Source organism: Dietzia sp. B19 (assembly GCF_014145155.1).
GTDB classification, from domain to species: domain Bacteria; phylum Actinomycetota; class Actinomycetes; order Mycobacteriales; family Mycobacteriaceae; genus Dietzia; species Dietzia natronolimnaea.
The window spans coordinates 1-13491 of record NZ_JAALED010000440.1 but is presented as its reverse complement, the minus strand read 5'-3'; the positions used below and the strand labels follow the sequence as shown (position 1 = coordinate 13491).

At 69.9% G+C, this 13491-nt stretch carries 13 protein-coding genes and 1 pseudogene; 7 read left to right on the top strand and 7 right to left on the bottom strand.

The genetic code is table 11. From position 1 onward, the window contains the following. Window positions 1-184 (bottom strand): aldehyde dehydrogenase family protein (locus G6020_RS17150; RefSeq protein ID WP_241731469.1); only part of this gene is annotated, 184 nt, incomplete at its 3' end. Window positions 185-298: 114 nt separating this feature from the next. Here G6020_RS17150 and G6020_RS12445 point away from each other — a divergent pair. The 3 genes and pseudogenes from G6020_RS12445 (at window position 299) to G6020_RS12435 (ending at window position 2815) form a co-directional block, all read left to right on the top strand. Beyond that, a pseudogene (locus tag G6020_RS12445) lies at window positions 299-1441 on the top strand (acyl-CoA dehydrogenase family protein). After that, window positions 1438-1908 carry a GXWXG domain-containing protein gene (locus G6020_RS12440; protein ID WP_182610838.1) on the top strand — a complete coding sequence of 157 codons (471 nt, stop codon included), beginning with the start codon at window positions 1438-1440 and terminating at the stop codon, window positions 1906-1908. The pseudogene G6020_RS12445 and the gene G6020_RS12440 overlap by 4 nt, the downstream one beginning before the upstream one ends. Before the next feature lie 106 nt (window positions 1909-2014). After that, complete coding sequence (locus G6020_RS12435) at window positions 2015-2815, top strand: LLM class F420-dependent oxidoreductase (RefSeq protein WP_182610837.1); 801 nt, start codon at window positions 2015-2017, stop codon at window positions 2813-2815. A gap of 29 nt (window positions 2816-2844) precedes the next feature. On the opposite strand, the gene G6020_RS12430 is transcribed toward G6020_RS12435, so the two are convergent. From G6020_RS12430 to ugpC, 5 genes are all read right to left on the bottom strand, one after another. Then, the gene (locus G6020_RS12430; protein WP_095718898.1) at window positions 2845-3069 is read right to left on the bottom strand and encodes a hypothetical protein; all 225 of its coding nucleotides are present in this window, start codon (window positions 3067-3069) and stop codon (window positions 2845-2847) included. Between the two features lie 6 nt (window positions 3070-3075). Then, on the bottom strand, window positions 3076-4023 hold the full coding sequence (locus G6020_RS12425) for a carbohydrate ABC transporter permease (protein WP_176475119.1): 948 nt from the start codon (window positions 4021-4023) through the stop codon (window positions 3076-3078). Beyond that, window positions 4020-5009 (bottom strand): sugar ABC transporter permease, encoded by a 990-nt coding sequence (locus G6020_RS12420; protein WP_095718899.1) that lies wholly within the window; start codon window positions 5007-5009, stop codon window positions 4020-4022. Before G6020_RS12420 ends, G6020_RS12425 begins: the two co-directional genes overlap by 4 nt. Window positions 5010-5126: 117 nt before the next feature. Next, window positions 5127-6401, bottom strand: a complete 1275-nt coding sequence (locus G6020_RS12415) for an ABC transporter substrate-binding protein (protein ID WP_179523949.1) — start codon at window positions 6399-6401, stop codon at window positions 5127-5129. Window positions 6402-6682: 281 nt separating this feature from the next. After that, window positions 6683-7738: a sn-glycerol-3-phosphate ABC transporter ATP-binding protein UgpC gene (gene ugpC / locus G6020_RS12410; protein WP_095718901.1), complete on the bottom strand. Its 1056-nt coding sequence runs from the start codon at window positions 7736-7738 to the stop codon at window positions 6683-6685. A 217-nt stretch (window positions 7739-7955) separates the two neighbouring features. Here ugpC and G6020_RS12405 point away from each other — a divergent pair, with 217 nt between their 5' ends. Next, a complete protein-coding gene (locus G6020_RS12405; RefSeq protein WP_182610836.1) occupies window positions 7956-10076 on the top strand; it encodes a PhoX family phosphatase in 2121 nt (706 codons plus the stop codon). A gap of 93 nt (window positions 10077-10169) precedes the next feature. Here the strand turns inward: G6020_RS12405 and G6020_RS12400 are convergent, their stop codons facing one another. Beyond that, the gene (locus G6020_RS12400; RefSeq protein WP_182610835.1) at window positions 10170-10982 is read right to left on the bottom strand and encodes an alpha/beta hydrolase; all 813 of its coding nucleotides are present in this window, start codon (window positions 10980-10982) and stop codon (window positions 10170-10172) included. 104 nt (window positions 10983-11086) lie between these two features. Between G6020_RS12400 and G6020_RS12395 the strand changes: the two genes are divergently transcribed. The 3 genes from G6020_RS12395 to G6020_RS12385 all read left to right on the top strand — a co-directional run bounded on the left by G6020_RS12395 (window position 11087) and on the right by G6020_RS12385 (window position 13383). Further along, window positions 11087-11536, top strand: a complete 450-nt coding sequence (locus G6020_RS12395; RefSeq protein ID WP_259844083.1) for a MarR family transcriptional regulator — start codon at window positions 11087-11089, stop codon at window positions 11534-11536. Between the two features lie 28 nt (window positions 11537-11564). Beyond that, entirely contained in the window at window positions 11565-12239 is a 675-nt protein-coding gene (locus tag G6020_RS12390; protein WP_182610834.1) for an SDR family oxidoreductase, read from the top strand. A 73-nt stretch (window positions 12240-12312) separates the two neighbouring features. Beyond that, window positions 12313-13383: a 2-dehydropantoate 2-reductase gene (locus G6020_RS12385; protein WP_182610833.1), complete on the top strand. Its 1071-nt coding sequence runs from the start codon at window positions 12313-12315 to the stop codon at window positions 13381-13383. Window positions 13384-13491 lie beyond the last annotated feature (108 nt).

Here is a 13491-nt window from a genome sequence, read left to right as displayed (position 1 = left end):
TCAGCCACTCCCGACGACCGCGCGGACCCTGGGCGGCCCACCAGCGGGCGGCGGCGCGCGCACGCTCGACGGCGAGCGCCACCTCCTCGGGTCCGGCGATCGGGTACTCCGCCAGGACCGTGCCGTCGCGGGGATCCAGGCTCGCGAGCGTGGGGCCGGTCTTGCTGGGTTCGGTGGTCGTCATTCGGGTTCCCTCCAGTTTCCGATCACATATATTTGATGTACCGTCCGTGATACGGGCCACAGTAGTCGACTGTGCCCGCCACCGTCACCCCCTGACAGAAAACCGAGGCCAGACGTGTTCGACATCCTCACCGAAGAACAGCGGGACTTCGCCAGGTCCATCGACGACTTCTGCGCGCGCGAGGTCGGAAGCGCCGAGAAGCGGCGGGAGCTCACCACCGAGGGCGGCACCCACTCGCCCGAGATCTACGCCAAGATGGCCGAGCTCGGCTGGCTGGGGCTGACCGTCCCGGAGGAGTACGGCGGCGCCGACGCCGGAGCCGTGGAGCTGTGCCTGCTGCTCGAGCACTCGCTGCGCGGCCTCGCCCCCATCGGTGGCATCGGCCCGACCCTCATCACCGGTGCCGCCTACCAGAAGTTCGGCTCCGAGGAGCAGCGCAGACGCGCGCTCGACCTGGTCGTCAAGGGCGGGACCCTGTCCATCTCGATGTCCGAACCCGGCGCCGGGTCGGACGTCGCGGCGCTGCGCTGCAAGGCCGTCCGCGACGGCGACGACTGGGTGATCACCGGCCAGAAGACCTGGTGCTCCAACGCCCACTTCGCCGACAGGATCCTCCTTGTCGCGCGGACCGACTCGTCCGGCGCCAAGCACGAGGGCATCACCATGTTCGACGTGCCGGCCGACATCGAGGGCCTGCAGATCACCGGCATCGAGACCATGGGCGGCAAGGAGGTCAACGACCTGTACTTCACGGACGTCCGCCTGCCCGCCGACTCGGTGATCGGCGAGGTCGGCGGCGGCTGGAAGCAGCTCATGACCGGCCTGAACACCGAGCGGCTCATCCTGGCCGCCATGCAGCTCGGCGTGGCCCAGCGCGCCTTCGACGACTGCCTGACGTTCATCCGCGAGCGGGAGCAGTTCGGCCGCCCCGTCGGCACGTTCCAGGTCATCCGGCACCGGATGGCGGACCTGGCGACCGAGATCGAGGCCACCCGCCTGCTGGTCTACGCCGTGGCCAGGAAGATCGACGAGTCCGACCCCCAGGCACTCTTCCCGCGCGAGGCCTCCATGGCCAAGCTCAAGGCCTCCGAGCTGAGCAAGCGGGTCACCCTCGAGTGCATGTAGTCCATGGGCGGTTACGGCTACGCCACCGAGTACGGCATGGAGCGCCTCGTCCGCCAGGCCGTGGTGTCCACCATCTACGGCGGCACCAACGAGGTCCAGCGCGACATCATCGGGAAGACGTACGGGCTGTGAGCGCGCCGCACACCGACGAGCTGGCCGCGATCCGGGCCCTGGAGACCGTCCCCACCGGCAGGGTGACGGCACTGTGGGACTCACTGGAGCCCGCCGGGATCGACGAGATCGCCGGGACCCGGTGGAAGGGCACCGGCCTCGACACCGGGCACCCGATGTTCGCGATGCTCGGGCAGATGCGCTGGTGGGGCAAGGACTTCACCGACCCGCGGAAGGTGGACCCGATCCTGGTCACCGACGAGTCCGGGGCGGTCGTCCCGGACACCTCCGCGACCGGCGGGGGCGGCGCCTCGCTCTGGGAGGTCTCGTTCCGCGGCCGCCCGTGCGCCTCCATGGTGTACGACCGGCTGCCGGTGATCGACCACTTCGCCGTCGTCGACCCCGACACCCTCCTGGCCGTGATGAACGGCCGGGGGACCCTCCACGAGGGCGAGCACTTCTGGTTCCTCCTCGAACGCGAGCGGTAGCGAGGGCCGGGGTGTATCCGACCCGCGCCCGGGTGCGCGACTCGTGTGCACCCGGCGACATCGCGGGTCGGGTGCGCCGGGCGGCGATACGGACCAGACTGGGCGCATGACCCCGAACACCGACCGCCCGGTCCGCATCGCCGTCCAACTCCAACCGCAGCACGCGCCCGACTACGGTCTCCTGCGCGATGCCGTCCGCCGGTCCGAGGACGCGGGCGTCGACGTGGTGTTCAACTGGGACCACTTCTTTCCGCTCTACGGCGACCCCGACGGCGCGCACTTCGAGTGCTGGACCATGCTCGCCGCCTGGGCCGAGCAGACCGAGCGGGTCGAGATCGGCGCGCTGGTCACCTGCAACAGCTACCGGAACCCGGACCTGTTGGCGGACATGGCCCGCACCGTCGACCACATCTCGGGCGGCCGCCTGATCCTGGGCCTGGGCAGCGGGTGGTTCGAGCGGGACTACGCCGAGTACGTGTACGACTTCGGGACCAAGGGGTCGCGTCTCGACGACCTCGGCGACTCGCTCGAGCGGATCGACCGTCGCTTCGCCACGCTCACCCCTCCCCCGACCCGGCACATCCCGGTGCTCCTCGGCGGCGGGGGCGAGCGCAAGACCCTGAAGCACGTGGCCCGTCACGCCGACATCTGGCACTCGTTCGTGGACGTGGAGACCTACCGCCACAAGTCCGGGGTGCTGGCCGGGCACTGCGCCGACGTCGGTCGGGACCCGGCTGAGATCGAGCGCTCCACCGAGATCGGCGGCGCCGCCTCCGCCGACGACGCGCGGCGCTCGGCGGACGCCCTGCTGGCCGAGGGCGTCACGCTGTTCACCGTGGGCCTGAACGGGCCCGACTACCCCTTGGATCTGGTGGAGTCGCTGGTGGCCTGGCGCGACGGCCGCTAACGGCCCGGCTCCGTCGCTGAGGGGCGGACTCAGCCGCGGTTGACGGCGCGGTCGGCCCGGCGCCACACGCGGAAGGTGTAACCGGACGCCGCGAGCATGAGCACCAGCACGAACGAGGCGAGGATCGACGGGCGCCCGACCACGATCAGGCCGACCGCGTTGACCAGCGCGAGGACGGTGAAGAACCCGACGAACCCGCCCAGGACCTCCAGCCGCTGCCGGGTCCCGAGCGCGTCCCCGCCGCTCCGAGCCACGACCGGTCAGCTCTTCAGACCGCCGGCGGTGAGGCCGGAGATGATCCGTCGCTGGAAGATCAGCACCATGATCACCAGCGGGACGGTGACGAGCGCACCCGCCGCCATGATCGCCGCGTGCGGCGGGATGTAGGGGTTGACCCCGGAGAACCGGGCGATCGCCACGGTGACCGGCTCGGTCGAGGAGTTGGACAGCTGCTGCGACAGCAGGAACTCGTTCCACGTGATGATGAACGCCAGGATCGCGGTGGTGAACAACGCCGGCGCGGCGAGCGGCAGGATGATCTTGATGAACGCCTGGCCGCGGGTGGCGCCGTCGACGCGCGCCGCCTCCTCCAGCTCCCAGGGCAGGTCGTTGAAGAACGAGGTCAGGGTGTAGATGGTCAGGGGCAGCGCGAACGAGATGTTGGGGATGATGAGCGCCTGGTAGGTGCCGATCCACCCGATGTCGGTGAACAGCTGGAACAGCGGCGTGACCAGCGCGACGCCGGGGAACATCGACGCGGCCAGGATGACGCCGGTGACGAGGAACTTCCCGCGGAAGTCCACCCGCGCGAGCGCATAGGCGGTGAAGACGCCGAAGAGAAGCGCCAGCGCGGTGGTGATGGAGCTGATGATCACCGAGTTGATGATCGCACCGAAGAAGTTGTTGCCCGCGTCCGTGGCCAGTGCCTCACGGAAGTTGTCCAGGGTGAGGTGCGAGGGCACGGGACTGGCGGAGAACACGAACCGGTTGTCGCGGAACGCGGTGACGAGCATCCAGTAGAACGGCGCGAGCCCCCAGATCAGGATGAGCAGGGCCCCGATGTAGGTGCCGATCCTCGGGCCGAGTGGCTTGCGGGGCGGCCGGAGGTCGTCGTTGTTGTCCCGATCGTGGAGACCGGGGTGTGACGACGACGAGGTGGGCGGCCGCGTGGTGGACGACGTGGACGGTTCAGGCGCTCGGTGACTCACCGGATCTCCTCCTTCTTGCCGGTGCGGTCATCGACGACATTCGCGCCGAGGAACTTCACCATGACGAACGCCACGGCGAAGATCAGCAGGAACACCAGTGTCGATATGGCGGACGCGCTGTTGAAGTTGCCCATCCGCATCTCGTTGACCACCAGCATGGACACCGTCGCGGTGGGCGAGCCGGAGTTGGCCGACACGAGGATCACGGGCAGGTCGTACATGCGCAGCGCGTCGAGGGTGCGGAAGAGGATCGCCACCATCAGGGCCGGCCGGACCAGCGGCAACGTGATCCTGGTGAACTGCTGCCACCGTGAGGCGCCGTCCACTCGGGCCGCCTCGTAGACGTCCCCGGGGATCATCTGCAACCCGGCGAGGATCAGCAGCGCCATGAAGGGCGCGGTCTTCCACACGTCCGCGATGATGATGGCCATACGGGCGTAGAACGGGTCGGTGGTCCAGGCGATGTTGGTGCCCAGCATCGTGTTGGCGATCCCGTTGGGGGCGAAGATGAACGCCCAGAGCTTGGCGGTGACGGCGGTGGGGATCGCCCACGGCACGAGGACCGCCGCGCGCAGGAGCGAGCGTCCCCAGATGCTCTTGCCCATGACCACCGCCATGGCGAAGCCGAGCACGGTCTCGAGCGAGACGGTGGTGACGGTGAAGAACAGGGTGTTGCCCATGGCGGGCCAGAAGTCGACGGCCGAGACACCGGGCGGGCAGGGGATGGTGCCGTCGCCGCCCCGGGCCGGGCACGCCTGGGTGAGCCAGTAGAGATAGTGCTGGAACCCGGCGAACCCACCGTCCGAGAACATCCCCGTGGCGGGATCGAGGCCGCGGTCGGCCTGGAAGGACAGGTACACCGCACGGACGACCGGGTAACCGATCACCACCGCGAGGATCGCGAGCGCGGGGCCCACCATCCACACCGGACGCCAGTCGAATCTCTTCTCGACCAGTGGCGCCGGGGACTTCTCACTCGTCGTCATCGCTGCAGCTCCTCATCGGATCGCACCCGCCCTCACCACGACGGCCGATGGGCCCCGGGAATGCTACCCGGGGCCCATCAGCGCGGTGATGTCATACCTGCTGTTCAGACTCTGGTGTCACTGAGCCGCTTGGTCGATCGCGGCGCTCATGTCGGTGAGCGCCTGCTCGACGTTCTTCTCGCCACGCAGCGCGGCGAACGTGTTGTCCTGGATCGCCTTGGACACCGCCGGGTAGTACGGCGTGACCGGGCGCGGCTCGGCGTTCTCGAGAGCCGCCTTGAGGGCCGGCATGTACGGGAACTCCTGCTGCAGCGCCTCGTCGTCGTAGATCGAGGACAGGACCGGCGGGAACGACTGCTCGGCGAAGCCCATCTGGACGTCCTCGGAGATGATGAACTCGAGGAACGCCTGCGCCGTGGCCTTGTTCTCGGAGAACACGTTGATGGCGTTGTTGTAGCCGCCGAGGGTGGACCGGCCTGCGCCGTCCTGGCCGACGATGGGTGCGACCTCGAACCGGCCCTGGACCTGGGACGTGGGATCGGACTGGCCCGACTCGTACATGTACGGCCAGTTGTAGGAGTACATGGTCTCGCCGGCGAGGAAGGCCTGCGCGGTCTCCTCCTCCGTGAAGGCGTCGGTCTGCGGGGGGATCACGCCGTTCTGGTAGGCGTCGACCAGGGCGGTGAGGCCGGCGCGTGCCTGATCGGTGTCGAGCTCCGGGGTCTGCCCGTCGTCACCTACGACCTGACCGCCCCAGCTGTGGATGAACTGGGTGGCGGCGACGGTGAGGCCCTCGTAGAGGCTGAGCTGCGTCTGCAGGCAGTCGACGTCGGCGCCTTCGGCGGCCTCGCAGGACGCGACCAGTGCGTCCCAGTTGGCGGGCGCCTCCGGCTGGAGGTCCGTGCGGTAGTACAGCAGCTGGGCGTTGGTGTTCTGCGGGATGCCGTAGAGCGTGCCGTTGTAGGTCGCGGAGTCCACGGCGGCCTCGATCAGGCCGGACGTGTCGACCTCGGTGTCGCCCTCGATCGGCTGCAGCCACCCGTTGGCCGCGAAGTACGCGGTGTCCGTGACGTCGAGAGCGAACACGTCGTACTCGCCGCTCTCGGTCTGGAGGGACTGCGTGAGGGTGTCCCGCTGGCCGTCCTGCTCGGCGGGGAGCTCACGGAGGGTGACCTCCTGGTCGGGGTTCTCCGCGTTCCACTGCTCGATGACGGGACGGAGCTTGTCCGTGTCGTTGCTGCCCATCGCGAAGGTGATCGGGCCGACGCCCGAGGTGCCGGCCTCCGCCTGCTCGTCGGATTCGTCACCACCACCGTTGCCACAGGCCGCGGTGAGCACCGCGACCATGGATGCGGCCGCCGCCGCCTTGAGGAACCTGCCGTGAACGGCCATGCGCTCTCTCCTACTGTCGTGTCTCGCCTACCGCCGACGTGTGCCGGCGGTCGGGTGATCCCGGGTTCACTGTGACGCGGGTCTCTCTGAGGTCCCGCTGAGCGTAACCCACACGGGGCCTGTGGCGTCGGACCATGGACGGTCCCATCGCCGACTCCCCGCCGTACCGCCGCCCGTGGGCCGCGAGACTCAGATCACACGCGACACTCTAGCAACAACAGATGTTGCAGCCCGCCACTGCCGCCCTCATCGAGCCCTGTGGCGCGCCTCGGCGCACCCGGTCACCGCAGTCGCAGGCCGGTCTCCACGTCGAAGAAGCGGACCTCGCCGTCGAGCGCGGCCAGGAACATGGTCTCGCCCTTACCCGGGTGGTCACCCGATTCGGCCCGGTAGACCACCGGGTGCCCGTCCGCGGTGGAGCAGTGCAGGTAGCTGTCCGCCCCCAGCTCCTCGACCAGGTCCACGGTCACCTCCAACCCGTGACCGTCCCCGGCGATCCGCAGGTGCTCCGGCCGCACGCCCACGGTGACCCTCGGTCCGGACCCCGGCGGGACCTCTTCCGCGAAACCCTCCAGGTCCACTCTGCCGTCCGAGACGGGCGCGTCGAAGAGGTTCATCGACGGCGATCCGATGAAGCCGGCGACGAAGGCGTTGACCGGGTTGTGGTACAGCTCGCGCGGGGTGTCGACCTGCTGCAGGATGCCGTCCTTGAGCACCGCCACCCGATCCCCCATCGTCATGGCCTCGACCTGGTCGTGGGTCACGTAGATCATGGTGGTGCGCAGGTCACGCTGCAATTTGGCGATCTGGGCGCGGGTGGCCACCCGGAGCTTGGCGTCGAGGTTCGACAGCGGCTCGTCCATGAGGAACACCTGCGGGTTGCGCACGATCGCCCGACCCATGGCGACCCGCTGGCGCTGACCACCGGAGAGTTCCTTGGGCTTGCGGTCGAGGTAGTCCGTGAGGTCGAGCATCTCCGCGGCGCGGTCCACCCGCTCCGCGATCTCCTTCTTGGAGGCCTTGGCCAGCTTGAGCGCGAAACCCATGTTCTCGCGCACGGTGTAGTGCGGGTAGAGCGCGTAGTTCTGGAAGACCATCGCGATGTCCCGGTCCTTGGGCTCCGTCCCGGTGACGTCCCTGTCACCGATGAGGATGCGTCCGGCCGAGACGTCCTCGAGCCCGGCGAGCGCGCGGAGAGTGGTGGACTTCCCGCAGCCCGACGGTCCCACCAGGACCAGGAACTCGCCGTCGGCGATCTCCAGATCGAGTCGGTCCACACTGCGCCGTGCGGCGCCCGGGTAGATGATGGACACGTTCTCGAAGGTCACCGTAGCCATGGAGAGATCCTTCCCTTCACCGGCAGGAACGTGCCGGACGATCCGAGATTGAGGGTTGTCACGACGACTGTAGCGTCACGGGACCGGTGTTCACCGGCACTGCGCCCACAGTTCATCCGCACGTGTCCTCAGCACGCCCGCGCCGTCGCCCGCGCTCCCTAGGGTCACAGCGTCCTCGTGCGCCCGTGTGGGGCGCACACGTCCTCAGGGAGAACCGTTGTCCGTCCGCAGTCTGCTTCCGATCGCCACCCCCGGAATCTCCAACCGCCAGCACCTGACCTGTGTGTACAAGTGCGGTGACCAGTGCGCGGCGCCGGTCCCCAACACGAGCGACAACCCGTACTTCGGGGACGTCGCCACCGAGATCAGCCGCCGGGGGGCGCTCAAGGCGGCGGGCGTGGTCGCGCTCGCGGTGGGGGCCACCCAGGTCCTGCCCGCCTCCGTCGCCGCGCAGGGTTCCCTCGGCACGGGCTCGGCCGGGGCACCCGGGTCGACCGGTGGGGGCACCCTCGACACCGGTTTCCTCCCCGTGGAGCCCAACACCGCGGACGCCGTCACCGTGCCCGTCGGGCACTCCAGCGACGTGGTGATCCGCTGGGGCGACCCGGTGGTCCCCGGGGCGCCCGGCTTCGACTTCGAGAACCAGACGGCCGCCGCGCAGGCGGTGCAGTACGGCTTCAACTGCGACCTGGCGGTCCTGTTCCCCATGGACGACCGCGACGACCGGTTCCTGCTCACCGTCAACCACGAGTACACCACCGAGCCGATGATGTTCCGCGGGTACGACTCCGCCGCCCCGACCCGCGAGCAGGTGGAGATCGCCTGGGCCGCACACGGCATGACGGTGGTGGAGCTCGCCAGCAGGCCGTCCGACGGCGGGCTCGATCCCGTGATGGGGTCCTACAACCGCCGCATCACCGCGACGACGCCGTTCGAGCTGCGGGGCCCGGCCGTCGGCCCCCTCACCCGGACCACCGCCGACCCCACCGGGACCCGCGTGCTGGGAACACTCAACAACTGCGCCGGCGGCCACACCCCCTGGGGAACAGTCCTGTCCGGCGAGGAGAACTTCAACCAGTACTTCGGCACCACCGGCTCCGTGACCGACCCGGCGCGTGTGGAGGCCCTGCGTCGCTACGGCGTGGCGGTCGGTGAGTCGGGCCGCAAGTGGGAGCGCTTCGACAGCCGCTTCGACCTGGCCGCCGAGCCGAACGAGGTCAACCGTTTCGGCTACATCGTCGAGGTCGATCCCTGGAACCCGGACTCCACGCCGGTCAAGCACTCGGCGCTCGGGCGGTTCAAGCACGAGGGCGGGACCGTTCACGTGACCGCCGACGGGACCGTCGTCATCTATTCGGGCGACGACGAGCGGTTCGATTACCTCTACAAGTTCGTCTCCAGCCGGAAGATGGTGCCGGGACGGACCGCGGCGGCGCGGACCCAGAACATGAGGATCCTCGACGAGGGGACGCTCTACGTGGCCACCTTCACCGGCAACTCCCCGGAGTCGGAGATCGACGGGTCGGGCACGCTCCCCTCGGACGGCGCGTTCGACGGGACGGGCGGCTGGATCCCGCTCATGACCGTCGACGCGGCCGGCAACGCCGTCTCCCACGTCACCGGCATGACCGCGGAGCAGGTCGCCGTGTACACACGCATGGCGGGCGACGCCGTCGGGGCCACCAGGATGGATCGGCCGGAGGACGTCGAACCCAGCCCCACGACCGGCAAGGTGTACATGGCGCTGACCAACAACACCCGCCGCACCGTCGGCCAGGTCGACGAGGCCAACCCCCGGCACGACAACAAGCACGGGCAGGTCGTCGAGATCACCGACGACCACGCCGGGACGACCTTCGGCTGGAACCTGCTCCTCGTGTGCGGCGACCCCGCCGCCGCCGACACCTACTTCGGCGGCTTCGACAAGTCCAAGGTCAGCCCGATCTCGTGCCCGGACAACGTGGCCTTCGACCCCTCCGGTGGGCTGTGGGTGTCCACCGACGGCAACGCGCTCGGATTCAACGACGGGCTCTACTCGGTGGCCACAGAGGGGCCGACCCGGGGCGAGACCAAGCTGTTCCTCACCGTGCCGATCGGTGCGGAGACCTGCGGTCCGCTCGTCTTTGCCGACCGCGCGATCGTCAACGTCCAGCACCCCGGGGAGAAGGACGGGGCCTCGATCGAGAACCCCGCCTCCCACTGGCCCGACGGCGGGACGTCGCAGCCACGTCCGTCGACGGTCGTGGCGTGGAGGGACGGGTTCACCGGCGGGACCGGGTCGCTCTCCGCGGGGTCGCTGTCCGCGGGGTCACTCCCGGCGGGCTCGTCGGGTTCCTGATCGTCCGTGTGCGGGGGCGGGGGGCGGGGTCAGGTCGTCGTACCCGGCCCGCCTGACCCGGGCCGCCGGACACGGGCCGCCGAACCCGGGCCGTCAGACCCGGCTCGTCGCCCCCGCATACGCCAACCCGCGCTCGACGGTCGCGGCGATCGAGGCGGCGACGCCCTCCGGATCGTCCGACATCGGAACGTGCCCGTCTGCCGAGATCTCGATCCGGGCCTGCGGGAACAACCTCGACGCGAGCGAGACCTGCCGGACCGGCAGCACCAGGTCGAACCGGCCCCACCGGATGGTGATCGGCAGCTCCTCGTCCACCGGCGCGGAGAACAGGAACGTCCTGCGGTCCGCCCGGTCCAGCACGGTGTTGCTGATGATCGCCTCGCCGTCGATCGCCGCCGCCTCGGCGGGGTACCGCCACGGCCGAGCGCAGAACGCGGCCATCATCACCGCACGGCCCGCCGCCCTCTCGGTCACCACGGGGATGTGACGGCCCAGCTTCCCGGCCGCCCGGCGCAGACTGTGGAACACGGTCATCGTGTAGCGCCACTCGGCGTCGGACCGGAAGAACCCGGCGGGCGAGAGCGCGGTGACACTGCTCGCCAGGCCACGGGCCCCCAGCTCCAGTGCGAGGAAGCCGCCGAGCGAGTTCCCGACGACGTGGGGGCGCTCCCCGTCCGGCACGACCTCCGCGATGAGCTCAGTCAATTGGTCCATCATGTACTCGAGCACGTCACCCGCGTCGGGGAGATCCGCCGACTCCCCGTGTCCGGGCAGGTCCACCACCACCAGCCGGAACCGGTCCGCCAGGAGCGGGACGACCGAGTCCCACGCGTGCGCACGGTGGCAGACACCGTGCATGAGGATGATCGTGGGACCGGAACCGGTGATCTGGTGATACAAATCCATGCCGAGAGTATCCCTCACGGCCCGGGATGACGCCCCATAACCGCCCCGGAACGTGCTTACATCTCCCATGCGACCGAGGGGACGAACGGGTCAGGGGGCACGGCGTGGACACTGTGACGAGCGGACTGGCGACGGAGTTCCGGCCCATCCTCCTCAGGCTGGACCTTCTGGTCCGGCGGCAGAACACCCAGTACGCCCTCAGCCGCGCACAGACCTCGATCCTCTACACGCTCGCCTGCCACGGGCGGCTGCGGATGAGCGACCTGGCCCGGTTGGAGAACGTCCGGGTCCCGACGACCAGCAATTCCGTGACCGTGGTGGAGAGCATGGGCTACGTGGAGCGCGTGCGGGACCACTCGGACGGCCGCGGCGTCTGCGTGGAGCTCACCGACCTCGGGCGGGCACGGATCGACCAGGTGCTCGAGGCGCGCGACCAGGACTTCGCCGATCACCTGTCCCGCCTGTCCCCGGAGCACCGGGAGACGCTGTCGGCGGCGGTCCCCGCCCTCAACGCACTCCTGGACGCCTTCGACGGGACCGCGACCGCCCGCTGAGCCTCCGCGGCGTCTACCCTCACCGGACATGGGCACAGTCATGATCACCGGCGCCTCGCGCGGGATCGGCGCGGCCACGGCCAGGGCGCTCGAGTCGGATCACGACCTGATCCTGGTGGGCCGCGACGCCGACGCACTGGCGTCGGTGGCCCGCTCCTGCAGATCCGCCCGGGTGGTGACCGCGGATCTGACGACGGTCGACGGGGTGTCATCGGTCGCCGACGGGATCACCTCCCTCGACGGGGTGGTCCACTGCGCCGGGGTGGCCGACCTCGGGCGGATCGACGAGTCGGACGCCGCCGAGTGGCGTCGCGCGTTCGAGATCAACGTCCTCGCGGTGGTCGAGCTCACCCGGGTGTTGCTCCCGGCGCTCCGCGCGGCCCGCGGCCACGTCGTCGTCATCAACTCCGGTGCCGGGACCACCGCCAAGCCGGGCTGGGGCTCCTACAGTGCCTCCAAGTTCGCGCTGCGCGCCGTCACCGACACCCTCCGCGGCGAGGAACCGGCCCTGCGCGTCACCTCGATCCATCCGGGACGCGTGGACACCGACATGCAGCGGGCGATCGTCGCCGCCGAGGGCGGGAAGTATGACCCGTCGGCCCACCTCAGCCCGGACTCCGTGGCCACCGCGGTGCGCCACGCCCTCGACTCGGGGCCCGACGCCCATCCGACCGAGGTGGTTCTGCGACCCCGGCGCCACTGAGATCCCCTCGACCCGGTGGGCACGCGCGCGATCCCACCGCCGGACCGATGCGCATGTCGTAACGTCCAGCACCATGGTCGGCACCGACACCCCGCTGCGCATCACCGTCATCGGTGCGGGCGTGGTCGGGTGTTATCTGGGCGGCAGGCTCGCCCGCCACGCCGACGTGACGCTGGTCGGGCGCCCTCATGTCCTCGACCCGATCCGCGCGGTCGGACTCACCGTGGAGTCCGGTGAGGGCGTGGAGGACCGCCTCCACGTGCCCGCCGAGGCGCTCACCCTGGCCGAGACGCCGGTGGCCGTCCGACGCTCGGACGTGGTGCTCGTGTGCACCAAGGCCGGCTCCACCGCCTCCGCCACCGCCGAGTTCGTCCCGTACCTGCGTCCGGGATCCCTGGTGGTGGGCCTACAGAACGGTCTGCACTCGGCCGATCTGATCCGCGAGGGCGTGGACGCCACACCGGTGATCGCCGGGATCATCCCCTTCAACGTCGCGCGGACCGGCCCCGCGACCTACCGTCGGACCAGCACCGGGGAGATCCGGATCGCCGAGCATCCCCTCGCCGCCCCGCTCCTGCGCGTGATGGAGGAGGCCGATCTCCGGGTGCGCGCGACCGACGACATCCAGGCGGTACTGCACGGCAAGGTCCTGCTGAACATGAACAACGCGGTCCAGGCGTTGTCCGGCCTCCCGCTGCGGACCGAACTCCTCGACCGGGACCTGCGCAGATGCGTCGCGCTCTGTCAGGCCGAGGCCAACCGGGTCTTCACCGCCGCCGGAGTGGTGTCCCGGGTACCCATCGCGGTACCCGCCGGCATGCTGCCGGCCGTCATGCGGCTGCCCACCCCGGTGTTCCGCAGGCTCGCCAGGGCGGTCATGCGGGTCGACGCCGACGGGACGTCGTCGATGAACGACGACCTGGTCCGGGGCCGACCGACCGAGATCGACATCCTCCAGGGGGAGGTGGTGCGGATGGGTCGCTACCTCGGTGTCGAGACGCCGGCGTGTGCGCACATGGTCGAGCTGGTGCACGAGGCCGAACGGGCCGGACCCGATCGCCGCCAGTGGACCGGCAAGGCACTTCTCGCGGAACTCCAGCGGGCACGGCGACGCGCACGACGGCTGGCGCGGCTGCAACTCTAGGGCGGGCAGTCGGCGAGGGGCGGCAACTCTGGGGCAGGTGCCCGGCCCCGGCCCGACACGTCAGGACGACGTGCGCCGCAGGAGCTCTGCATGCCGGTCCGCCGGGGT

Bases quoted from the DNA above. Each gene is read 5' to 3' on its own strand.
- G6020_RS12415 (WP_179523949.1), bottom strand. From the start codon at position 6,401: ATGGCCGTTCACGGCAGGTTCCTCAAGGCGGCGGCGGCCGCATCCATG.
- ugpC (WP_095718901.1), bottom strand. From the start codon at position 7,738: ATGGCTACGGTGACCTTCGAGAACGTGTCCATCATCTACCCGGGCGCC.
- G6020_RS12400 (WP_182610835.1), bottom strand. From the start codon at position 10,982: ATGGATTTGTATCACCAGATCACCGGTTCCGGTCCCACGATCATCCTC.
- G6020_RS12420 (WP_095718899.1), bottom strand. From the start codon at position 5,009: ATGACGACGAGTGAGAAGTCCCCGGCGCCACTGGTCGAGAAGAGATTC.
- G6020_RS12435 (WP_182610837.1), top strand. From the start codon at position 2,015: ATGACCCCGAACACCGACCGCCCGGTCCGCATCGCCGTCCAACTCCAA.
- G6020_RS12390 (WP_182610834.1), top strand. From the start codon at position 11,565: ATGGGCACAGTCATGATCACCGGCGCCTCGCGCGGGATCGGCGCGGCC.
- G6020_RS12385 (WP_182610833.1), top strand. From the start codon at position 12,313: ATGGTCGGCACCGACACCCCGCTGCGCATCACCGTCATCGGTGCGGGC.